Annotated in this window: 20 protein-coding genes and 1 pseudogene; 17 read left to right on the forward strand and 4 right to left on the reverse strand. The window is 39.0% G+C overall.

Annotated elements, in window-relative coordinates; translation table 11 throughout:
• Positions 1-33: 33 nt before the first annotated feature.
• Entirely contained in the window at positions 34-1,203 is a 1,170-nt protein-coding gene (locus FC27_RS04685) for an iron-containing alcohol dehydrogenase (RefSeq protein WP_010625253.1), read from the reverse strand.
• A 498-nt stretch (positions 1,204-1,701) separates the two neighbouring features.
• Here FC27_RS04685 and FC27_RS04690 point away from each other — a divergent pair, with 498 nt between their 5' ends.
• The 8 genes from FC27_RS04690 to FC27_RS04725 all read left to right on the forward strand — a co-directional run bounded on the left by FC27_RS04690 (position 1,702) and on the right by FC27_RS04725 (position 11,576).
• Positions 1,702-2,169 carry a hypothetical protein gene (locus FC27_RS04690; RefSeq protein WP_010625252.1) on the forward strand — a complete coding sequence of 156 codons (468 nt, stop codon included), beginning with the start codon at positions 1,702-1,704 and terminating at the stop codon, positions 2,167-2,169.
• 189 nt (positions 2,170-2,358) lie between these two features.
• Positions 2,359-3,555: an NADH-dependent flavin oxidoreductase gene (locus FC27_RS04695; protein ID WP_010625251.1), complete on the forward strand. Its 1,197-nt coding sequence runs from the start codon at positions 2,359-2,361 to the stop codon at positions 3,553-3,555.
• A gap of 209 nt (positions 3,556-3,764) precedes the next feature.
• Positions 3,765-4,313 carry an SLAP domain-containing protein gene (locus FC27_RS04700; RefSeq protein ID WP_010625250.1) on the forward strand — a complete coding sequence of 183 codons (549 nt, stop codon included), beginning with the start codon at positions 3,765-3,767 and terminating at the stop codon, positions 4,311-4,313.
• A 35-nt stretch (positions 4,314-4,348) separates the two neighbouring features.
• Positions 4,349-4,999, forward strand: a complete 651-nt coding sequence (lepB, locus tag FC27_RS04705; protein ID WP_010625249.1) for a signal peptidase I — start codon at positions 4,349-4,351, stop codon at positions 4,997-4,999.
• A gap of 132 nt (positions 5,000-5,131) precedes the next feature.
• Positions 5,132-7,240 carry a M13 family metallopeptidase gene (locus FC27_RS04710; protein WP_010625248.1) on the forward strand — a complete coding sequence of 703 codons (2,109 nt, stop codon included), beginning with the start codon at positions 5,132-5,134 and terminating at the stop codon, positions 7,238-7,240.
• A gap of 129 nt (positions 7,241-7,369) precedes the next feature.
• The gene (locus FC27_RS04715) at positions 7,370-8,650 is read left to right on the forward strand and encodes a cation:dicarboxylate symporter family transporter (protein WP_010625247.1); all 1,281 of its coding nucleotides are present in this window, start codon (positions 7,370-7,372) and stop codon (positions 8,648-8,650) included.
• Between the two features lie 187 nt (positions 8,651-8,837).
• The gene (locus tag FC27_RS04720) at positions 8,838-10,070 is read left to right on the forward strand and encodes a C39 family peptidase (protein ID WP_010625246.1); all 1,233 of its coding nucleotides are present in this window, start codon (positions 8,838-8,840) and stop codon (positions 10,068-10,070) included.
• A 15-nt stretch (positions 10,071-10,085) separates the two neighbouring features.
• Positions 10,086-11,576, forward strand: a complete 1,491-nt coding sequence (locus FC27_RS04725; protein ID WP_010625245.1) for a peptidoglycan-binding protein — start codon at positions 10,086-10,088, stop codon at positions 11,574-11,576.
• Between the two features lie 59 nt (positions 11,577-11,635).
• Here the strand turns inward: FC27_RS04725 and FC27_RS04730 are convergent, their stop codons facing one another.
• The 3 genes from FC27_RS04730 to FC27_RS04740 all read right to left on the reverse strand — a co-directional run bounded on the left by FC27_RS04730 (position 11,636) and on the right by FC27_RS04740 (position 14,418).
• Entirely contained in the window at positions 11,636-12,265 is a 630-nt protein-coding gene (locus tag FC27_RS04730; protein WP_010625244.1) for an endonuclease III domain-containing protein, read from the reverse strand.
• Between the two features lie 110 nt (positions 12,266-12,375).
• Complete coding sequence (gene ilvA / locus FC27_RS04735) at positions 12,376-13,647, reverse strand: threonine ammonia-lyase IlvA (protein WP_010625243.1); 1,272 nt, start codon at positions 13,645-13,647, stop codon at positions 12,376-12,378.
• A gap of 90 nt (positions 13,648-13,737) precedes the next feature.
• The gene (locus FC27_RS04740; RefSeq protein ID WP_010625242.1) at positions 13,738-14,418 is read right to left on the reverse strand and encodes a hypothetical protein; all 681 of its coding nucleotides are present in this window, start codon (positions 14,416-14,418) and stop codon (positions 13,738-13,740) included.
• 562 nt (positions 14,419-14,980) lie between these two features.
• On the opposite strand from FC27_RS04740, the gene ilvB reads away from it, so the two are divergent.
• The 9 genes and pseudogenes from ilvB to FC27_RS04785 all read left to right on the forward strand — a co-directional run bounded on the left by ilvB (position 14,981) and on the right by FC27_RS04785 (position 24,493).
• Entirely contained in the window at positions 14,981-16,690 is a 1,710-nt protein-coding gene (ilvB, locus tag FC27_RS04745; protein ID WP_010625241.1) for a biosynthetic-type acetolactate synthase large subunit, read from the forward strand.
• A gap of 29 nt (positions 16,691-16,719) precedes the next feature.
• On the forward strand, positions 16,720-17,742 hold the full coding sequence (gene ilvC, locus FC27_RS04750; RefSeq protein WP_010625240.1) for a ketol-acid reductoisomerase: 1,023 nt from the start codon (positions 16,720-16,722) through the stop codon (positions 17,740-17,742).
• Positions 17,743-17,837: 95 nt separating this feature from the next.
• On the forward strand, positions 17,838-18,632 hold the full coding sequence (locus tag FC27_RS04755) for an ABC transporter ATP-binding protein (RefSeq protein ID WP_010625239.1): 795 nt from the start codon (positions 17,838-17,840) through the stop codon (positions 18,630-18,632).
• Positions 18,633-18,650: 18 nt separating this feature from the next.
• Positions 18,651-20,420, forward strand: a complete 1,770-nt coding sequence (gene ilvD / locus FC27_RS04760) for a dihydroxy-acid dehydratase (protein WP_010625238.1) — start codon at positions 18,651-18,653, stop codon at positions 20,418-20,420.
• Positions 20,421-20,425: 5 nt separating this feature from the next.
• Positions 20,426-20,770: a metal-sulfur cluster assembly factor gene (locus FC27_RS04765; protein ID WP_010625237.1), complete on the forward strand. Its 345-nt coding sequence runs from the start codon at positions 20,426-20,428 to the stop codon at positions 20,768-20,770.
• 27 nt (positions 20,771-20,797) lie between these two features.
• Positions 20,798-21,760, forward strand: a complete 963-nt coding sequence (locus FC27_RS04770; RefSeq protein WP_010625236.1) for a bile acid:sodium symporter family protein — start codon at positions 20,798-20,800, stop codon at positions 21,758-21,760.
• Positions 21,761-21,984: 224 nt separating this feature from the next.
• On the forward strand, positions 21,985-22,257 hold the full coding sequence (locus tag FC27_RS04775) for a hypothetical protein (protein WP_010625235.1): 273 nt from the start codon (positions 21,985-21,987) through the stop codon (positions 22,255-22,257).
• A gap of 206 nt (positions 22,258-22,463) precedes the next feature.
• A pseudogene (locus FC27_RS04780) lies at positions 22,464-24,056 on the forward strand (Nramp family divalent metal transporter).
• Positions 24,056-24,493 (forward strand): universal stress protein, encoded by a 438-nt coding sequence (locus tag FC27_RS04785; RefSeq protein ID WP_010625234.1) that lies wholly within the window; start codon positions 24,056-24,058, stop codon positions 24,491-24,493. The pseudogene FC27_RS04780 and the gene FC27_RS04785 overlap by 1 nt, the downstream one beginning before the upstream one ends.
• Positions 24,494-24,509 lie beyond the last annotated feature (16 nt).

Consider the following 24,509-nt stretch of genomic DNA (forward strand, 5'->3'; position numbering starts at 1 on the left):
AATCATAGTTGTCAGTCCTTTTGCATATCTTAATTATTCTGCATCATAAGCTTCTTGGAATAATTTAACGATTTCTTCTTTAGTACCTTTACGTGGATTTGAGAAGGCATTTCCGTCTTTCAAAGCGTTGCCAGCCATTAATTCGAAATCTTCTGGTTTGGCACCGATGGCTTTGATTGAACGTGGGATACCGACATCGTCACACATTTGTCTCATGGCTTTGATCGATAGTTCAGCAGCATCACGAGTTGACAAACCAGTTGTATCTTCACCCATAGCAACAGCTAATTGGGCAAATCTTTCTGGGTTAGAAACGATGTTGTACTTTTCAACGATAGGTAACAAGATAGCACAACATACACCATGTGGAGCATCGTATTGACCACCAAGTTGGTGAGCCATGGCGTGGACATAGCCAAGATCAGCATTATTGAAGGCCATACCACCAAGCATTTCAGCTTCGACCATCTTAGTACGAGCATCAACATCATGGCCATTGGCATAAGCTTCACGTAAACTAGTTTCAACTAATTTGATACCTTCAAGACATTGAGCATCTGTGATTTCGTTACGGTTAGTAGAAACGTATGGTTCGATCAATTGAACGAAAGTATCCATACCAGTTGCAGCAGTTAACTTCTTAGGAACGTCTAACATCAACATTGGATCATTGAATGATACCAAGGGGATGTTTCTCCATGAAACGACTACGAACTTGAGATGTGTTTCAGTGTTAGTGATAACACAGTGTCTTGTAAGTTCTGAACCAGTTCCGGCAGTGGTATTAACAGCCATCAATGGTGGTAGCGCATTTTCAAGAGTTTCGATACCAGCTAATTTAGTGATGTCATCACCGTTAGTCAAAATAATACCAGTACCCTTACCAGTATCATGGGCTGAACCACCACCAACAGTAATAATACCGTCACAGTTGTTATCTAAGTAAACCTTTTTAGCAGCTTGAATATTGTGTACTTTAGGGTTAGGTTCAACACCGTTATAAATAGTGTATTTAACGCCAGCGTTCTTTAATGAATCCAATGTTTGGGCTACAGGACCATTATCTACGCTTTCCAAAAACTTATCAGTTACGACTAATGGGTTAGTCATATTTAACATTTTGGCACGGTCACCAATTTTTTTAATAACACCAGCGCCGAAAAAGTTAACACTAGGCATTAAGAAGTCAAAATTTTCTTTCATGAGAGCTCCTCCTCTTTACAACCATAATCATATAGATTTATGAAAGGCTTTTCAACATCATTGTTAAATATGTAACAAATTAGACAAAATATTATAACTGATTATCAAATTGTTTTTGAGTTACTAAATTGGACACAATTTTGCAATAATTTATTTAGATATTTTAAGTGAAGCAAGGGCCTACATGTCAATAGTGACAGTTAGCACATGAATAGAAACAATAAATCTTATTTTTATGCATCAAAAATTTGTCCCAATAAGAATTTTTTGGGGATGGGAATTTGTTTAATAGCCGAAATATTTTCGCGAATAATTGGCCGATTTTTCTGTAAATAGAGGTAGATTGTGAAAAAGTAATCAGTCATTATTGACGACTACTGTCATGATATATTTTCAAAATTTAAGTCGATTTTTTTTGAATAAAAAACTGTTCGATAAGTTTGAATTCCTTGTGAAGGTAACATACAATACAGGTACAAGAAAGGAACGGTGAAGATTATGGATGCAGTAATAATTTTTATCGACGTTGTGTTCCTGATAGGGGCCATATTCAGTATTTATTGGCAATCACAAATTGAGATCAAAGCTACATACAAACTTTCAACCTTAATATTTGCGGTGTTCGTAGGTGCTTGGTTGATGGTTACACCCGTTAACCGTCTTCCTTATATAATTATGGTCGCAGAATTTGTTACCTTAACCATCATGAATGGCGTCGGTGGTATCGGATCTAAGAAAATTGTTTTGAGTGGTTTTTATTCAGGTGTGCTTGATTATTCACAAATTGTCCATGTGACATTGATCCCAATCGAGATTCCTGGCCAAGGAGAACGTGTGGCAGTGATTTTCAACACTAAGAGACCTCAACAGATCGAGTTGAATTTCAAACGTTCTTATAAAGAAATTGAAAAATATTTACATGATAAATTATCCAAAGATGTTCAAGTGGAAATCGGTCAAGTTTAGTTTCATGAACTAGGCGAATTTTTAAAAGTCGTTAGCTTCTAGTAATTAGTACTAGAAGCTTTTTTTATGCCCGCAAAAACTTGCTATTCCAATTCTCAATAGCATGATAATCAAATGATAAACAAACCAAATGTTTCACAATCTTTCATGATATCTGTATCATAATTATATTCGAATGGAGGGTTTTTAATGGCAGATTATAAATTTCTAGAACCATATACATTTTCAAAGAAAGGTATTACGGTCAAAAATCGGATTGTTATTCCACCAATGACCGAAATGATGAGTTTCGCTAATGGTGAAGTTACTCGTGATGAATTACGTTATTATCGGATTCATACTGGTGGCGCCGGAATGTTTATCACTGCCGTTGCCAATGTCAATGATGAAGGAAAAGGTTTCGAGGGTGAACTGAGTGCCGCTGATGATAAATTTATTCCTAGTTTGACGAGTTTAGCCAACGCCATCCATCAAAATGGTACTAAAGCTATTTTACAGATTTTCAGTGCTGGACGGATGACTTTCTCAACTGTTTTGCGTGGTAAGAAACCAGTTAGTGCTAGTGCTGTGAAAGCTCCTCGTGAAAATTCCGAGGAACCTAGAGCTTTGACAGAAGCAGAGGTTGAACAAACAATCAAAGATTTCGGTCAAGCCACTAAGCGGGCTATCTTAGCTGGCTTTGATGGTGTTGAGATCCACGGAGCTAACACTTATTTGATCCAACAATTCTTCTCACCACACAGTAATCGTCGTGATGACAAGTGGGGTGGCAGTCTCGAAAAGAGAATGAATTTCCCATTTGCCGTTATCGATGAAGCCCAAAAAGCTATCAATAAATATGCTAAGAAACCATTTATCTTGGGCTACCGTCTTTCACCCGAAGAAGTTGAAAAGCCAGGTATCACTTTTGAAGATACCTTAGCCTTTGTCGATGGAATCAAGAACAAGCCAATCGACTATTTGCACGTCTCAATGGGTGACGTTTGGAGAAAATCACTCAATGATGACTCAATCAAAACACCATTGAACGTTACGATCAAAGAACATCTTGGCAATGATATTCCATTGATCGGTGTCGGCGATATCCAATCACCTGCTGATGCAGAAAAAGTTCTCGATAAAGGTATCGAATTTGCTGCCCTCGGTCGTGAAAGCTTGCGTGAGCCAAACTGGGTCGAAAAAGTTGAGAATGACGACGAGGACGCCATTCGTTATACTATTTCCGAATCAGACCATGAATCACTCGGACTTACCGGCATGTTCTGGGATTTCTTAATGGCATCATTTAAGCCAGGTCTGCAGATGAGTACCGATAAAAACATTGATAGAAGCTTGTTTAACAATACCTTGGATAAAATCTTTGGTGGCGATAAACTCGGAGTTTAAAGTTAATTGATAAATTTTCAAATGATGGCATATCCTGATTCAGTGGATATGTCATTTTTGCGTTGATTGAGAAAGGAGCATCACTGACGAAATTGGCAGATTTTCGGAAAATATGAAGTAAAAAAATCCGTCAAGATAGCCCGAGTAAATCGCTTTTTCTGGTTGAATTGGGTAAACGCTTACGTTAACCTTAAGTCGAGGTGAAGAATATGAAAAAAGTCATTATTGGTTTGTTAGCATCATCGTTGCTTTTTTCGGCGGCTTTAGTTACAGGGACTCAATCTGTTCAAGCTAGTTCAGAAAATCAAACTGAAGAAACCAGTGATAATTTCATTGCCTTCATGATTACAGGCAATGCACCTGTTTATAGTCCTTCAGGAATGGACTTGAAGATGCTGGCACCAGTCAGCAATCACACTTATCAAGTTTCGACTCAAGATATTATCAAACTTGCTGATGGGACTTTACTTTATCCGATCAATTCAGAAAATCAGTATGTAAAATCTACCGATGTTACTCAAGCGGTCAATAGTGACCCACTGCCAGTCTTTAAGGTGACACCTTTAAATGAGATCATCCATACTAAAAATCTGATCGGTATCCCGCTCTATGATGAAACAGGAAATATTATTGAACGGCGTGCGCTAGCTGCTGACAGTTATTGGTACGCCAATGGTAAAAAAGAGAACTTACAAACTGGCGAGATATTTTACCGAGTCTCGACACATGAATATGTTAGCTCCGTCGATATTTTGTGATTGAAGTAGTGACTAATTAAATTGAGGCAAAGAAAATGGCAACCAAGAAAAATCGACTTTGGGAGAAAATCAACTGGAAAACCTTGGGTTGGGCTTGTCTGATCGTGGTGTTAATTGTTTGTTTAATCAATTTTATCTTCGAATACATTTTTTCCAAAAATTTTGTGACAGGACCTTCGATGCAGCCTAGTTTCGAAACTGGTGACCAGGTTATTTCGGTACGTAATTCAGCAATCAAGCGGGGCGATATTATAATCTTGAAAGCTCCTGATAAAAAAGACAAATTATATATCAAACGGGTTATCGGTTTGCCTGGTGATGTGATCAAATCCCAAGAAGATGGGATGTATATCAATCATAAAATTTTTCATGAAGATTTTCTAAAACCGGGATCTAAATTACGAGAACCTCTGAATGGCTTATATGCAGGGATGCCTTATACCTATACATATACTTTTAATATCCGTAGTTTAGCCCAGACGCCAGATTGGCAGAGATTTTATAGTAAGAAATATTTAAAGAAATTACAAAAGGCTAACCGAGTCCCCAAAGACGATTATTTCGTTTTAGGTGACCATCGGACCGTTTCTAAAGACAGCCGGATGATCGGCTTCATCAAGAAAAAAGCTATCGTTGGTCGGGTTGCTTTACGATATTGGCCTTTATCTGAATTTACAGTTTACTAAAAAGCTTAAAAAGCAAATTGCTCCGTTATGGATCAATTTGCTTTTTTTGTATTTTTTTATTAGAAAACGTAACGCTGTTAATTTATAAAATGATATCCTATTTATGAAATGTTTTTTGTGCGGAGGTATCTTATGAAATTAAGAAGTAGCATCTTTGTTTGTACAACGGTTTTGACAGTCTTAGTCGGCCTGAATATGGAAACACAAACTGCGCAAGCGACGACTGCTACTAGTTCAAGCACAACTGAAACGACTTCTCAAAGCGCCGTTACAAATAGCAACCAAAAGGCGGCTGCTACTGATCAGACAAGTACAACTGATCAGAAACAAGCTGGTGGCCAATGGGGTATCGACCCAACAAAATCAACTGCTAAACAAAATTTATATTATTCAGTCAATGGAGATTGGGTCAATCAGACTGATGCTAACGATAGTAATGGCGGAGTTGTCAGCTACCAAACAACTCAGGGTCAACAAGCTTTAAAGGACGTTCAGCAAGACGTGGACGATTTAGCTACGGGAACTGATCAGACCAATGTGCCACAGATCAATCAAGCAGCTGATTATTATCAACGTTATAAAGAAACTTTGGATTCACAACAAGCTGATACCGGTTCCTTGAAAGCTGATATTGAAAAGGTCCAAAATTTTCAGGATTACTCACAAGTGAATGACAATTTAACGGAATTATACAATGAAGGATTTAGTCTGCCATTTAACTTGAAATCTAGTACTGACCTTGACGATAACCGGAAATCCAATCTTTCATTTAATTTGAATGCTTCAGCAATGCCTTATTTAGATGATAATGCTCAAACTAAAACTGATTTTACTAATGGAATGACTACATTATTAGGATCGTTAGATATTGATCAACAAACTGCCAGTGATATGGTTGCACGAGCTTTGAATTTTCAAGCGGATTTAACTAGTATTTTGGCTCAGACTCCTAGTAACGATGGAACAAATTTGGACAATTTAAAAGAAGTCGATGCACAAACTTTTAGTCAGGGACAAACGGGACTTAATTTGGCCAACTTGTTAACAGACACCTATCCAACTGCCGAGACCGTTTTGGTCCCAACTAATTTTGATAGTGATTTGTATAATCAAATTTTCGGACAAAGTAATTTCCAAAGTTTCAAGGATTGGTTGGTAGTTTCACAAGTTTATCAAAATTCAGAACTTTTCGGGCGTTCTGGTCAAGCTGCATTGTCACTATTTGATAGCGATGCTAATTTACAGGCTTCGACTGATCAATCTTCGCAAACGAAGGCTTTTGATGCTGCTGAGGATTATTTCCAAACGGAATTTAGTATGTATTATGGTATGAAACATTTGGGTTCTTCGGCTCGAGTTGAAGTCCAAGAGATGGCGGAAAATATTCGTGATGCCTACGAGACTAAATTGCAGAAAAATACTTGGTTGAGCGAATCTACCAAGCAGGCAGCAATCAACAAATTAGAAAATATTGTCATTTTGGCAGGCTATCCTGAATCTATTCCAACGGAATCGGATTATACTAGTGTCAAATTTGGAGATAACGAGAGTATTTATGATATCAACAAGCAATTGAACAATTATCGTAATCAAGTTACGCAGTCAGATTTTGGCAAAGGGTTGAATCGTAACCTGTGGACAAAGCCTAGTTATGAGTGGGGTTCTACTTACTATCCGACTTCCAATAGTATTACTATTGATGCTGCGATGTTACAGGCACCATATTTTTCAACTAAACAGACAAGTAGTGAAAATTATGGTGGTATCGGTGCAGTCATCGGTCATGAGATTACTCATGCTTTTGATGGCACTGGTTCTCAGTATGATGCTACCGGTATTAAAAAGGATTGGTGGACAGACGCTGATAAAGCGGCATTCAAAGAGCTTAGTCAAAAAATGTTACGTGAATATGATGGCATTAAATTTGACTGGGGAACTATCAACGGGCAATATAGTTTAAATGAGAATATGGCTGATAATGGTGGCTTAAGTGTTGCTCTACAAGTTGCTAAGGACCAACCCAACTATAATGCACGAGAATTCTTCAATACTTGGGCTAACGCTTGGCGGATCAAGGTAGCATCAGACGCAGAATCCGGGATGTTGATGGAAGTTCACGCACCATTTCCAATTCGAGTCAACGTTACAGCTCAAAATCAACCTGAATTTTACCAGGCTTACAACGTTTTACCTGGTGATCCTATGTGGCTTGCTCCGAGTCAACGAGTAACGATTTGGTAGTAAAAAGTGATAGAATTTCATAGGTTGATTTTATAAAATTAAATCTATTCTTAAATGATTAAATCGTACTAACCATGAGCTATATTTTTGATATAATCATAGCAGTGAGCTTTTTAAGGAGTGTCTAAATTGCAGAAAAAACGTTTTTTTAGAGTTAGTCTAGGATGGCAAATCATCATTGGTTTGATCCTAGGTATTATCTTGGGGCAGGTTTTTTACCATAATAAGGGTGCCATCCAAGTAATGCAAAACATTGGTACGATGTTCATCAGTTTGATTCAGATGATCGTACTACCAATCGTTATTTCCTGTTTAACGGTTGGAATCGCCAATATGGGCGATATTAAAAAGCTCGGCCGGATCGGTGCCAAGACCTTGATTTACTTCGAGGTCATGACGACGTTAGCTATCATCATTGGTATTATCGTTGCTAATGTGACTCATCCGGGTACTTATATTAATGTCCATGACTTACAAAGTTCTGATATTTCTCAATATACCGCTTCGGCTAAAACAGCTCAGCACGACGGTATTTGGTCAGTCTTAATGAGTATTATCCCGACAAACATTTTTTCGGCAATGGGTAAAGGTGACATGTTACCAGTCATCTTTTTCTCAGTTATGTTTGGACTAGGTACCGCAGCTATCGGTAAGCAAGGAGAAATCATTACTCAATTCCTTGATGCGACAGCTAACGTAATGTTCAAGGTTACTAACTGGGTAATGCGCGTCGCTCCAATTGGTGTCTGTGCTTTGATTGGTGTAACGGTCGGTGAGATGGGCTTTGAAGCCTTGAAGCCGTTAGGATTATTTATCGTCATTGCCTATGCAACTATGGCATTTTTCGTCTTCGTTGTCATGGCAATCGTTGGAAAAATTTTCCATGTGAAATTCTTTGAATTATTCAGAATTATTGAAAATGAAGTTGTCCTAGCCTTCACAACGGCGAGTTCAGAAGCTGCACTTCCCAAAATGATTGATAAAATGCAAAAGTATGGTGCTACTAAGGGTATCGTTTCCTTCGTTATCCCCACAGGCTATACCTTCAATCTTGATGGTTCAGCTATTTATCAATCTCTAGCGGCCTTGTTCTTAGCCCAAGCTTACAATATCAACCTTTCATTGGGACAACAGATCACTTTAGTCGTGGTCTTGATGTTAACTTCAAAAGGTATGGCTGGTGTTCCTGGTGCATCCTTTGTTGTCTTGTTAGCAACTGTTTCAACTATTGGTGTACCAATGCAAGGTTTGACCTTTATTGCCGGTATCGACCGGCTAGTCGATATGGGTCGGACAGCGGTAAACGTTGTTGGTAATTCTTTAGCAACCATCATTATCGCTAAGAGTGAGAATGAATTCGATGAAAAAGAAAGTAAAAAATACGTGGCATCTTATACGCGTGGTGACTAGATTTTAAAATCAAATAGTAACCAACAGAAAGCACTGACCTAATAATGGTCGGTGCTTTTTTTTGGTCAAATAATCCAAAGTATCCTTTTAAATTTTATTGACAAATATATTAGTTAAAACGTATTCTTTTTATATATTAATGTTTTAAAGTTATAGGGAAGTTTAATTTTTTATAGGGAGGGATATAGTGAGAACGAGTTTGAAATATTCACTCTGTGCTAGTTTTTTGCTTTCATTAGGCATACTGACGGTCCCGTCGGTGGCTCATGCCAGTGATAGTATCGTTAATGCTAGTCTAACGGTGGAAAATAATAAGGAACAAGCAACGGTCAATAATGTTTTATCAGATGAACCACAATCATCTAAGACCGAATCGATTAATCAAGTTGAGGAAAATGATTCAAGGATATCTAATCAGGAAATGACACCAACTCAGATAACGACTCAACCGGAAGCACAGGCAACTGTCCAAGATCAAGTTAACAATAATCCTGTTAACGAGACTGCAGTTGATGGTGTCTTTACAGTTGGTGACCAAAATGCACAATTGACTGATCAAAATGGTAATGTCGGCACTCGTAGTTTAGCTGCCAATACAGCTTGGTATACTGATAAATTAACTACTTCCCAAAACGGGGACTCTTATTATCGAGTCTCAACTTTGGAATATGTTAATGCTAGTGCAGGTAGTTTTACTAGCAACATTCAAGATTACGATGCCACAGCTACAGTAGCTTATAAAAAAGGTGCAAGTGTCCATACTTTTACTGGTTACGGTAATAATGCTGTTTATACTGGTACTAATCAAAACACTGGGACTGCTTGGAAAGTCAGTCAGCGAGCCAACCAAAATGGCAAATATTGGTATGAGATCGGCAATAACGTCTGGGTACCTCAAGATTATGTAGTTGTATCTGATGCTCCTGACATGAAGACGGCCAATTGGATCAGTGGGGTTCCTTTGATATCGCAACGTCCAGAATTACCAAATGGATGTGAGATCACTGCCGTGACGATGATGCTCCAATACGCTGGTGCGAAGGTCGACAAGATGCAATTAGCACGCGAAATGCCACGTAGCAGTAATCCTGAATATGGATATATTGGTCAACCATGGGATTCTACGGGGATAACTATTTTTCCCAATGCTTTAATGAGCTTGGTCGAAAAATATGCTGGTTCTGCCAAGGATCTTTCGGGGATGGATTTCAATGCTATCAAGTATCAAATCGACTTGGGTCATCCGGTCGTTACCTGGAATACTTTGCATGGTTTTCCTTATCATGCGTTGACGGTCACTGGTTATGATAGCCAATACGTTTATTACAACGATTGCTGGACTAATCAGACCACTCAAATGGGAATAGATCAATTTATTAGTAATTGGAATACTCAAAATAGACGTGCCATTAGTTATTAAAAAATAGGGGAAATTATGAAAACTAAATACAGATATATCATCTTGAGCAATTTTATCTTGGCTGGTCTTTCAGTCGGTATGATGCAAAATAATGCCAAAGCTGATACGACACAGGCTGATCAAAGTGATCAAACTGCCCAAGTTCAAGCTACACAAGTCGCTACTCAACAAGCTACAACTGATGCAGATATTTCTGCTCAAAATACTGCCACAACACAGGCGGCATCGGAAACTGAAGATCAGTGGAATCCGGTCCAGGTCAATGATCCTGAAACAACGACTCCTGATACTTCAACTGGTTCAACGGGGACAACTGGTTCAGATGTTCAAGTCAGTCAAGGTGAAGAGACACCGATCACTAATGGTTTAGTGACAGTTGGTGATTCATTGGCACCATTATACGATCATAATGGGACACAATTAACAGTTAGCTTGCAGGCTAACACTGGTTGGTATACTGACCGCCAATTGGCTGGTCAAGCTGGTGAAAGTTATTATCGTGTAAGTACTGATGCTTATGTAAGTAGTAGTTATGCTACTTTATCTTATGGACATGATGAAAATGGGACTGTCCGTGTTAAAGGTTGGGGTGCTAAGACTTATACACGTTCAAATGGAGGCTTTGCTGATTCTGGTGCAGCTAATTTAGGAGCTAACACTTCTTGGCAATATAGCAAGACTGACAGTGAGACAGGTTTGAATTACTGGCAAGTGGGTAATAATCTTTGGATCAATTCAAACGATGCTACTACTGCGCCAGCTTATTCAAATCCAGCTGGATATCTTCAAATTTCAAATACCCAAATCCAGCCAGATACTTCTTTAGCCTCACCAGGTTATAATCTTTATAATGGTGTTGAAGGTATCAAAGTTTACTTAGTTAGACAATATTTCGGTTTTTCAAATAGCCACACTATTTATGATGGTAATGTAGCTAATGCAGTTAGAAACTTCCAATCACGTAATGGCTTAAATCCTACTGGTATCACTGATCAAGCAACCTGGGAAGCCATGGGCTTTTCTTCAGCTGATTGGACAGGTATCGATTCTTACGTTGCTCCTTTAAGAACTAATGAGAACAGCACTCGCTCAGATCACGTTGAAGCAATGATCGCTCAAGCCATGGAATACCGTGGTCAACCTTGGGTCTCAGGTGCTGCAAGTTCACCGGCTTATGGACTGGATTGTTCAGGATTAGTGACTCAAGCAATGTACGCTTCCGGCGTTTCCCCATTGCCAGTTTCAGCTATTCAACATGCCCAACCAGGACATGAATGGAATAGTCGTGATATGTGGGCTGACTGGAGAATGCCTCATGTCTCATCTGCTGACAGACAACGCGGGTACTTGGTTTTCTTCACTGACCCATCTACAGGAATCATTTGGCATGTTGGTATTTTATTAGATGCCAATACGATGATTGATTCTTGGCCAGGAGTAGTTGGCGTTTCGTCAATCTATGCTGGTAAAGGTAATATTGCTGGTTTTGCTAGAGTATTCGCATAAATTGTAATCAAATAAGGTATCAATTCATTAAATGAATTGATACCTTATTTAGTGTGCTCTTAAATTTTCGTAGGTAAAACGAGTTGATAATCCTTAAAGAAATCACTCTTCAGTTTTCCAAATTCATCCAATAAAGCATGGAACTCACTAGCTTCATCAGGTGTGAAATGAAAGTCGCTCTCGACAGAGTTCTTAAGTTTCATATAGGTAGGTTTTTGCTCAAAAGCATTCATCTGTTGAAACAGTCGCATCGTATAGTGATCAGCAACGAAGGTCGAACGCTTGAAATAATAAAGCAGTAAAACGTCAGCCGTCTCATTGCCGATACCTTTGAGTGTTAACAATTGTTTACGCAATTTTGGTGTCGCAAGTGTTGCCCAATCTGCAAAATCATTTTTATATGCGCTCAAAAGAGAATGAAGATAGATTGCCTTATTATTGAAGAAATCACTAGGTTGAATCAATTCCTTCAATTCATCCGGTGACAATGATAGCAAGGCATTTAAGTCAAAATGAGTCCGTTTTTCTAAGTTGGCCAATGACTTATCAACATTTTTCCAATTAGTATTTTGGATCAAGACCATCCCAGTCAACATTTCCTCAGTACTATTGGCTGGCCACCAGTTTTGACGACCAAGAGCATTTTGCAGGATTTCGAATAATTTGCGAACATCGATTTGTTTAGCCAAATTAATATCTCCTCTAAAAGTGATGAAAAAACACTTCTTATTTTAGGAAATATTCTAATAAAATGCCAATAAAATATTTTTTCTACTATTATATATAAATAAACCGTGGCTTAAACAAGCATCCGATATAACTGCGGATTATTTTGTAAATTAGTATATTGAGGGTCGAACTTAGTCAAGCGCTGTAAAAATGGATCCAGATTTTCAACTTTACCCAAACGGACTCCAATCAGAACGGGACCATTACTACTGTTGACCTTTTTGGTGTATTCAAATTTAGTGATATCATCATCAGGATTCAAAACGACATTGACGAATTCACGCAAGGTTCCCGCTCTTTGAGCAAAACTGACCAAGAAATAATGTTGTAATCCTTGATATACCAAGGACTTTTCTTCCATTTCCTGCATTCGATTGATGTCATTGTTGCCACCAGAGACGACGCAAACGACTGTTTTTCCAGGAAGCTGATCTTTATAGACCTCCAAAGCAGCAATACTCAAGGCTCCAGCTGGTTCTGCGACCAAAGCTAGTTTGCTATAAACTTCTAGGATAGTCTGGCTATCCAATCCTTCAGGAACAGATACCAAACGATCAACGTATTTTTGACAAGTATTGTAAGTCAATTGACCAACTTTTCTGACCGCAGCACCATCGACAAAAGTGTCGACCGATTCCAATCTGACCGGTCCACCGACCGCAAAAGCCTGTGCCATCGACATTGCCCCTTGAGGTTCCACTCCGACGACAGTCGTTTCAGGACTGACTGCTTTGGTATGAGTACTGACGCCACTGATCAAGCCACCACCACCGATTGCTGCAAATAAGTAATCGACCGACAAATCCTTCTCATTGGCGTCGTCAAAAATTTCAACAGCTAGGGAACCTTGGCCGGCCATAGTATTCAAATTGTCGAAAGGGGCAATGAAAGTTTGCGAATGTTCACTACAAAATTGTTTAGCAGCGGCATCGGCTTCGTCAAAAGTATCGCCAATTAATTCGATGGTGGTATTTTGACCGCCAAAAAATTTTACTTGATCGATCTTTTGCTGAGGTGTGGTCGTTGGCATGAAGATAGTAGCTGGGATGTCCATCTGATGACTGGTCCAAGCAACACCCTGAGCGTGATTTCCAGCACTAGCGCAGACTACACCACGTTTTCGCTCGGCAACGGGAGTTTTTGAAATGGCATAATAAGCTCCACGGATTTTGAATGAACGGACTTGTTGAAGATCTTCTCGTTTCAAATAGACGTTACAGTGATATTTTTGCGATAAATATTCGCAATGTTGCAAAGGGGTATGTTCCACCACTGGTTTCAAGACTTGATAAGCATCTTTTACTTGTTGATCAGTTAATACGGTTCTCGTTTTAGTAGTCATGATAAATATTCTCCTCGAAATTTGTATTTTAAAATTAAAAAAAGGGTTACCCGCTAAGCAGGTAACCCTTTTTCGTGGTCCATCTTACGATCAACCGATGAATAACTTTAAGATCATGTTTCGGCTAATACTACCCGCCGATTGGACCAAGCCCTGGTAAACATGATAAGTATCCAAAATGAATTTGGGATTAAACTGTCTAGCGCTGTAATAAGAAATTTTGGCGTTGTCGATAATAAGACTAATCACGGCCGTGTTTTGGACGGCCTTAATAATGACCAAGTCGTCATCAGTAATATTACTGATAATAATGTGGTCTATACCATTGTCTTTAGCAATCCCGATTCTTGTTTCTAGTTCATTCAGGCCATACTTAACAAAGCCTTCCAATTTGACGATCAGTTCCAATTCGTCAGTTGGGAAAGCTTTGCTGATGTTTAGTAAAACTTGGTTCAAAAGAGTTGTATTAGTAATTCCAGCATCACTTACGACTACAGCAGTGCAACCTGAATTTTTCAAGGCAGTCAATTGGCAAGAAAAATCTGCAGTTTCGTCAAGGCAGAGATCAGCAATAACATTCATGCTCGTTGAGGCAGACAAAGTTTGGACGTAGTGTAAGTACAATGATGCACTGAGCAAAGCTGTATCACGAGTTCCCAAAAGTTGTGTACTCAAAAGGCGATTGTCTAAATAGACAGAATCAAAGCCTTCACTGGCTAAATGCTTAAGCATTAAAGCATTTGATGCTGCTGGTACCAAGCGTGCTGACATAATATACATCCCTTTCTTAAACAAAAAAACTCTTTGGTGATTGGCCAGAGGGTATGACAAGTACTGCGATGGAGTTCAAGTGAACCCTAATCCAGAGTTGACTTGTTCTAATTTGTTTTTAATTTACTTTAAATTAACACTTTCAGGAATCTTGTCAGCCTTAAATATTAATTTTATTTTTAAAAAATAAATTTTTATATATTTTGCTTGATTAAAACTACCTATATAGCGACAGAAAAAAGTGATGAATTATTTCACATTTGCTCAAAAAATCTTCTTGACAGATTTTTGGAAGGCGTATAAGTTAATGGACATCAGCAATACAGGCTGTCTATTAAACAATTGTATCCGTCATTTAGATATTTGAAATGATGTATTTAAAGTCAGAAATGATTTAAAAAAAGCAATATTGTTTAATACTGAACAATGATTTAACAACCATTGGCTTGCTGAAATTACAGAGATTAATTTGATTGACTAGTACCCCCCGAGATTAAAACTTTCTAATTTTATATCCGGGTGATTCTAATTTAGTCATCGATTAAGAAAGGGGGATCTATCGATGTTAGCAAAACAGTCGGAAACTGAACCAAATCCAATTAGCGGAGCTGAATCTTTGATTAAGTCGTTACTTGATCATCAGGTCGACTTACTTTTTGGATATCCAGGTGGAGCTGTTTTACCAATTTACGACACGCTACTTACTTCATCGTTTCAAAATATTTTGACACGGCATGAACAAGGCGCAGCTCACGCTGCTGAAGGTTATGCCAAAGTCACAGGGAGGACAGGTGTCATTTTGGTCACAAGTGGACCTGGAGCATCTAATGCTATTACTGGTATCGCTGACGCAATGATGGATTCGACTCCTCTAGTAGTTTTGACTGGCCAAGTTGGAACTAGTGCGATTGGCACCCAAGCTTTTCAAGAATTAGATATCGTTAGCATGACAAAGGCTGTCACGAAAGCTAATTTCCAGATTAAGCGTAATGAAGAAGTGGCAGATACATTGGATCAGGCTTTTACAATCGCACAAACAGGTCGTAAAGGACCAGTTTTAGTCGATTTACCCAAAGATATCATGGCATCTGTGATCGATAATAATCGACAAGTTGTACTCAGAAGACCAGCTGACAAGAGTTTGTCAGCAGTACAACAAAAACAGTTGGATGTGATTCTGGAAAGATTGAGTAAAGCAAAAAGACCATTGTTGTTGCTCGGTGCAGGCGTTAGCTCCGCTAATGCAGGTGATCTGGCTCAACAATTTGCTCATCAGTGGAACTTGCCAACAGTTTCGACTTTATTAGGCTTAGGGATCTTGAAAAGTGAGGATCCTTTGTTTTTAGGAATGGGCGGTATGCACGGTTCATATGCTGCCAACATTGCCTTTCAGGAATGCGATTTCTTGTTGAATGTCGGGTCAAGATTTGATGATCGACTAGTACCTAATGCCAAGAAATTTGCCCCAAAGGCAGAAATTGCTCATATCGATATTGATCCTGATGAGATTGGCCATATTGTCAGAACACAATATTCAGTTGTGGCTGATGCCAAAAAAGCCTTGGAATATTTGACTACCAAAAAAGTCTCAGGTCATATTTCTTCGAATTGGCTGGAAAGGATTCAAGCTAATAAGACTGAACACGCATTTTCTTATCAAAAATCAGCAACAGATTTAAAACCACAAGAGGTTATCCAGGCAGTCGGGGAAGTCACAAAGGGCGAAGCCGTGATCGTAACGGATGTTGGTCAACACCAAATGTGGGTCGCACAATATTACCCATTTCAATATCCTCGTCAATTGATTACATCGGGTGGTCTGGGAACGATGGGGTTCGGCTTACCAGCAGCCATTGGTGCCAAATATGCCACCCCGGAAAAAGAAGTTGTCTTGTTTGTTGGTGATGGTGGTATTCAAATGACTAGTGAAGAATTAGAAGTAATGGCGGCGGAAAACCTTGATATCAAAGTCATCTTGTTGAACAACAAAACTTTGGGCATGGTGCGGCAATGGCAAGATGAGTTTTATGACAAGCGACGCGCCCAGACCGTTTTTGATCATCAACCAAATTTTGAAAAGCTCGCTCAAGCCTATAACGTGGCATATTACCAACTGAAAAAAACTGACGATTTAAAAGATAAACTAACAAAAATTTTTCAAAAAAAGGGTCCAGCATTGATCGATGTGACTATTCCAAGTTTTGAACAAGTCTATCCGATGATTGCCCCGGGTTCAGCTAACGACGAAATGTTAGGTATAAATAAACAGTAAAAAAATAAACTAAAAAATGGAGAATGATTATGAAAGTAGAGATGTTATACGACAAAGATGTTACAACTAATTATTTACAAGGAAAGACACTAGCTTTTGTTGGCTATGGATCGCAGGGCCATGCTCAAGCTAATAATTTACGCGACTCTGGGTATGACGTTGTAGTTGGCGTTCGTCCTGGGAAATCTTTTGAGGCTGCTAAAACTGATGGATTCCGCGTTATGTCGGTTGCTGAAGCAGCTCAACAGGCAGATTGGGTGCAAATGTTGACACCTGATGAAGTCATGTCAGATGTTTATAAAAATGAAGTCGAACCATATTTGAAGCCAGGGGATGTTTTAGGATTCTCTCATGGTTTCAATGTCCACTATAAGGAGATCGTGCCACCAGATTTCGTTGATGTCGTTATGATGGCGCCTAAAGGTCCAGGTAACTTGTGTCGTAGAACATATAAAGAAGGCTTTGGTGTTCCAGCATTGTATGGATATTTCCAAGACTATTCTGGACATGCAGAAGACTTATCGAAAGAGTTTGCCAAAGGCAATGGTGCAGCCCGTGCTGGTTTGTTGAAGACTAGCTTCAAAGAAGAGACTGAAGAGGATCTTTTCGGTGAACAAAATGTTCTGATGGGTGGCGTTACAGCTTTGATCGAAACTGGCTTTGAAGTCTTGACTGAAGCTGGCTATTCTCCACAATTAGCTTATTTTGAAGTTGAACATGAGATGAAACTGATCTGTGATTTAATCTACGAAGGTGGTTTCAACAAGATGTACGCTGATTGCTCCAACACCTCTGAATACGGCTCATATGTAGTTGGACCTAAGGTCGTTGGTGCCGAGTCGAAACAAGCGATGAAAGATGCTTTGGAAAATATTCAAAATGGTAAATTCGCCAAAGAATTCATGGATGATTATCGAAATGGATTCAAGAATCTTTATAAGATGCGTGAACGTTCAGCTAATTCACTACTTTCAGAAGTTGGTGAACAATTACGAGAAAGAATGCCTTTTGTTAAGGAAGCTGATAAATACAGCACGCCACAAAGTGCATAATTTTTGAGTAAAAATAATCGTTAAATTGAATAGGCCTATCGAAAAAATGATATTTTGCTTGGGCCTTTTCTTTAACGATTTGGAAGGGATAGTTCATGTCAAAAATTTTAGAATTTAAAAATGTTTCAGTGCGACGTGGTCATAAACAGATATTGAAAGATATTTCTTGGCGTGTCGACAGTGATCAAAATTGGGCTATCTTGGGTTTAAATGGTGCTGGTAAAACAACGCTATTAAAGATGATCCACGGTGATCTTTGGCCAACGTCTGGATCATTGGAAGTTTTAGGCGGGATCTTTGGTCAGACTAACATCCCTGAACTGAAAACTAAGATCGGCTGGGTCAGCAATGCTTTACAAGACGAACTTCATCAGGTAGATGTCGTTGACGAAATAGTACTTTCCGGAAAGTTTGCCAGCATTGGGATTTATCAAGAATATCTTGAAACAGATCTACAAAATGCCCGACAATTATTGGTCGATCTTGGGGGAGAGAATTTACTGGGGAAGCCGTATGCTGTGTTGTCTCAGGGGGAACGTCAGTTAGTATTGATAGCTCGAGCATTGATGGCAAAGCCTGAATTATTGATTTTAGATGAACCTTGTAATGGCTTGGATCTGTTTGCTAGAGAAGAATTATTGAAAAGAGTTGCACAAATAGCCAAACAGCCTCGTAGTCCAGCTTTATTATTAGTGTCCCATTATACCGAAGAGATACTGCCCTTATTTGAACATGTTTTACTATTACGGGCTGGACAGGTCGTCGATCAGGGTCAGCGTCAAAAATTATTATCGGCTGAGAATTTGAATGCTTTTTATCAAAAACCAATATCGATCCAAAAAATCGATTCAGAAAGAGTCGCGGTCTACCCGCAGACAGGATTGAAATAAAGGAAAGAGGGAATAAAGATGAGTGACACGTTAAATTTCAGCGTCAGTGGCAAAGATATGCAAAAAAGAAGTGATGAGATCAAGGTTGGTGTTGATCGAGCACCTGGACGAAGCTTGCTTTATGCAACTGGACAAGTTAAGGATCCTGATGATATGAAGAAGCCATTTATTGCTATTTGTAATTCATATATCGAGATCGTTCCTGGACATGTCCACTTACGTGAATTAGCGGAAGTGGCTAAAGAAGAAATTAGAAAAATGGGTGGGATCCCCTTTGAATTCAATACTATTGGTGTTGATGATGGAATCGCCATGGGACATATCGGGATGCGTTATTCCTTACCAAGTCGTGAGATTATCGCTGACTCTGCTGAAACTGTCATTAATGCTCATTGGTTCGATGGTGTCTTATACATGCCTAATTGTGACAAGATCACGCCTGGTATGTTGATGGCATCGGTCAGAACTAATGTCCCTTGTGCCTTTGTTTCAGGTGGTCCGATGAAAGCTGGAGTCGATCCTAACGGGAAAGCTGCTACTTTATCGAGCGTTTTTGAGGCTGTTGGAGCTTTTAAAGACGGCAAAATGAACAAAGATGATTTTATGGAACTGGAAAGGAATGCTTGTCCAAGCTGTGGGTCTTGTTCAGGGATGTATACAGCTAATTCGATGAATTCATTGATGGAAGCTTTTGGTTTAGCCTTACCATACAACGGGACAGCACTTGCTGTTTCTGATGAACGTCGAGAATTAGTCAGAAAAGCTGCTCGTCGAGTTATGGAAAATGTTAAGAATAATTTGAAACCACGCGACATCATGACTAAAGAAGCTTTTGATGATACCTTTGCACTTGATATGGCCATGGGTGGTTCAACCAATACAGTTTTACATGGCTTGGCAATTGCTCACGAAGCAGGGGTCGATTACAGCGAAGAGGAGATCAATAAGATTGCTAAAAAGACACCCCATTTGGCTAAAATTGCTCCTTCATCTTCCTGGACGATGCAAGATGTTCACGAGGCTGGTGGTATTCCAGCTCTGATGAATGAGTTGATCGAAAAAGGAGTTTTACATCCTGATCGGATGACCGTTACAGGTAAAACAATCCGTGAAAACGTTGCTGGAAAAAATACTTTGAATCCTGAAGTAATCCGTCCATTGGATAATCCTTATTCAGAAGAAGGTGGCCTTTCGATTTTGTATGGCAATGTCGCTAAGCAAGGTTCAGTTATCAAAGTGGCTGGAGTTGATCCAGATATCCATAAATTCACTGGTACAGCAATCTGTTTTGATTCACACGATGATGCGGTTGAAGGGATCGACAATGGGACCGTTAAAGCGGGCAATGTCGTAGTCATTCGTTATGAAGGACCAAAGGGAGGTCCTGGGATGCCAGAAATATTGAATCCAACTTCAGATATCATCGGTCGCGGTCTTGGTAGAACTGTTGCTTTGATCACTGACGGCAGATTTTCCGGTGCGACTCACGGTATCTGCGTTGGTCACGTTTCACCGGAAGCCGCCTCTGGTGGTGAGATCGGTTTGATTCACGACGGTGATGAGATCACTATCGATCTGACCAATCGCACACTTGATGTCAATGTTTCAGAAGCAGAATTTGATGCCCGCCGTGGTGAATTGAAACCGTTTCAACCAAAAGTTAGATTTGGTTATTTAGCTAGATATCAATACTTAGTTACGTCAGCTAATACTGGTGGAGTCATGCTAGGAGCGGATCAACTTTTTGGAAAAGTGGATGCAACTAAAGCCGAAAGCGGAAAGCAGTGATAAATATGGTAGATGAAATGAAAAAAACTGAATCAACTGATGAATTGGAAAGTTTACAGGACCGGATCCTAGGACAGTTGTCTAAAGTGATCGATCCTGAATTACGAGTCGATCTAGTTAATTTAGGATTGATCTATGGAGTTAGTTTGGAAGATAAAATCTGCACTGTAAAAATGACTTTAACAACGATGGGCTGTCCAATTTCACAAATGCTGGAACAATTGATTCAATCAGCTTTAGAACAGTTGCCAGAGATTGACCAAGTGAAAATCAATTTAGTTTGGTATCCAGCTTGGTCGCCAGAAAAAATGAGTCGTACCGCACGGATGGCTCTGGGATTTTATCGATAAGTCGGAAATAAAAGGGGATAGATTAAATTGGAGAGAGCAGAAGCACTTGGAAAATGGGTTGGTAGATGGTTTACAGTTTTAGTAGTCATCTGGGCAGTTTTTAATTATTTATTGCCACAAACGAGTCAGTGGGTAATTCCCAATACGTCATATTTATTAGGGATCATTTTATTCGGAATGGGACTAACTTTACGGGGAGAAGATTTTGTCTGTATTGCCAAACGACCTTTGCCAGTTATTTTGGGGACCGTGGCACACTATGTCATCATGCCGACGATTGCCTGGTTGTTATGTCAAATATTCCATTTAACCGGTGCAACTGCTGTTGGTGTCATATTAGTTGGTTCATGTCCTAGTGGAACTTCGTCAAGTGTTATGGCATATCTAGCAGGTGGGGATGTTGCTTTGGATGTATCAATTGAAACTTTGTCGACAATTTTAGCACCACTGGCTTTACCAGGATTGTTAATGTTTTACGCCGGACAGTATGTCACTATCCCAACGACTTCATTATTTTTAAGTACTATCAGGATCGTGTTGATTCCGATTATCTTAGGTGTAGTTATCCATACGATTTTCAAAAAACATATTGATTACATTACGCGAGCTTTACCGTTGATTTCTCAAACTGCTATTTTACTGATCATCGGAGCAGTTATTTCCGCCAATCATGCAGAATTATTTACGGCTACGACTGCTTTAGTTATCCCGGTAGTTGTTCTTCATAATTTATCAGGATATGGTATAGGATTTTTATTCTCAATTTTGATCAGACTAAAAGATCCTCAACGAAAAGCAATTACTTTTGAAGTCGGAATGCAAGACTCAAGTTTAGGAGCTACTTTAGCAATGATGTTCTTCTCACCTGCAGCTGCAATCCCATCGACGATTTTTAGTGTCTGGCACAATATTTCAGGTTCGGTCTTATCTTCATATTGGAGATCGCATACTGAACGTAAAATGGCCGCTGCTGGAACAGTTGCTGGATAAAAATTTTAATGTAAAGCTAAATGAAAAAATCCAAGTGTTATTAAAATATCTGGATTTTTTAGTTTTAATTATTTGAAAATTTTGATTTTGGTCAATTAACTAAACGAAATTTTTAACGATTGAGTTAACTCTAAAATTGTTGGAAAGATTTTCGTTTATCGTACATATGTTTGCCTTTTTGTGGTACGATAGCTCTTGTCAAAAAGTTGTGGGCGGGGGAAAATATGCAAATCGTTTTATTCTTGATCGGTTCAGTATTCGCACTATTGCTTGAAAAATATATTTTTGCTAATAATAAACATGCTTGGGTTGGTGCCATTATACCGCTGATGTCAGTCTTTTTAGTGGTCTGGTTGCTTGTCAGTGCTAGGATGACTTGGGGAATCACTGATCTCATCATCGGCGCCTTGTTCGTTTTCTTCAATTTCATTTTTTGGAGTCAGGGATTAGGCTTATATCATCGACGTCAACAGATGAAAAGAACAGGCAAAGCATAATTATATACGTTAGGATCAAAGGAAAACTTTGATCCTTTTTTGTTCCTTTGTGAGTAGGATCTGCAAAATATTATTGAGTTTAAAATTATCATAATGATTTATTAATTTAGTCATTTGTTAACAAGAGAAATATTTAAATTCGAAAAATCGTCCTCTTTTTCTGGTGTTAGTATTCTTGCGGACTTAGGAAACGGAGGCACGGAAAAATGAGTAAAGAAGATCAACCACGTAAACGTAAATTGATCGAATATGCCAATGGTCCTTCACTAGAAGAAATTAACAGTACGGTCAAAGTTCCTAAAAATAAGAGCTTTCTCCACACATTATTTATTTATTCTGGTCCCGGTGCATTAGTTGCTGTCGGTTATATGGATCCAGGTAATTGGTCAACGTCTATCACTGGTGGACAAAATTTTGAGTATTTATTGATGTCTGTGATTCTTCTTTCTAGTTTAGTTGCTATGTTATTGCAATATATGGCTGCTAAACTAGGAATTGTAACCCAGATGGATCTAGCTCAAGCCATTAGAGCTAGAACAGGAAAAGCTTTAGGAATAGTTTTATGGATCATGACAGAATTCGCCATTATGGCGACAGATATCGCCGAGGTCATCGGTGCCGCCATCGCGCTCTACTTACTATTCCATATCCCTTTGATCATTGCAGTATTCATTACTGTATTTGATGTTTTGCTATTATTACTTTTGACTAAGATCGGCTTTAGAAAAATTGAAGCTATTGTTGTTTGTTTGATCTTGGTCATTATTGTGGTCTTTAGTTATCAAGTTGCTTTGTCAGATCCTAACTGGGCTGGCGTTATGAAAGGCTTGATCCCAGTTAAAGAGACCTTCTCACAAAGCCCAACAGTCGCTGGTATGACACCATTGAGTGGTGCTTTGGGTATCATTGGTGCCACAGTTATGCCTCACAATTTGTATTTGCACTCAGCAATTTCTCAAACCAGAAAAATCGATCACAAAGATCCTGAACAAGTTGCTATGTCAGTTAAATTTACTGCTTGGGATTCCAATATCCAATTGACATTTGCTTTCTTCGTCAATGCTTTGCTACTGATCATGGGTGTTGCTGTCTTCAAGAGTGGTGCCGTCAAAGACCCATCATTCTTTGGCTTGTTCCAAGCTTTGTCAGATACTAAAACGATGAGCAATGGTGTTTTAGCAAGCGTTGCCCGGACAGGTATCCTTTCAACCTTGTTTGCTGTAGCATTGTTAGCATCAGGTCAAAATTCAACTATTACTGGAACTTTGACTGGACAAGTCATTATGGAAGGTTTCGTTCATATGAGAATGCCATTATGGCTCCGTCGATTAGTAACACGTTTGATCTCAGTTATTCCAGTTTTGATCTGCGTTTAAATGACAAGCGGAAAGAGCGCCATTGATGAGCACGTTGCCTTAAATGACCTGATGAATAATTCTCAGGTATTCTTAGCCTTTGCTTTGCCATTCTCAATGCTGCCACTATTGTTGATGACAGATAGCAAAGCCGAAATGGGCCAAAGATTTAAAAATTCATTCTTGATCAAACTGTTTGGTTGGGTGTCAGTCATTGCTTTGACCTATCTGAATATGATGGGCTTGCCTGATCAAATCGAAGGTTTCTTTGGCGATAACCCAAGTGAAGCCCAGACAGTTTTAGCCGACAATATCGCCTATGTTTTGATCGTCTTAGTCATTGCTTTATTAGTTTGGACTATCGTCGAAATGTATCGCGGCAATAAACGAGTTGCTAAAATTGAATCTGAAAGAAAGTCGCAAATCGACGAGAGTGAAAAATAATGACAAAAAAATATCGAAAAATTCTTGTGGCAGTAGATAATTCCGATGATGCTCAATTGGCCTTCGAATATGCAATTTATCGTTCTAAATTAGCTGATTGTGCACTGACTATTGCTACCATCATGGAAGACAATGATTTTAACTCTTTTGAAGTTTTATCCAAAGATTATATGGAAGATAAACGACATGCCTTAGAAGCTGATCTTTTAAAATTTAAAAAAGTGGCTGAAGAAAGTGGCGTTCGTCAAGTCGATACTTTTTTGACTGAAGATGATCAAGAAGCTGGAGAAACGATTGTCAAGAAACTTATCCCTGATCTTAAACCAGATCTATTAGTCATTGGTTCACGTTCAAAAAAGGGTGTCGGTAAATATTTTGGTAGCCAAGCTAGTTATATGGTCCGACATGCGCCTATCTCAGTAGTTGTTGTCAGATAAATAATAAATAAAGCCA

Source organism: Companilactobacillus versmoldensis DSM 14857 = KCTC 3814, from assembly GCF_001434295.1.
Classification (GTDB): Bacteria; Bacillota; Bacilli; order Lactobacillales; family Lactobacillaceae; genus Companilactobacillus; species Companilactobacillus versmoldensis.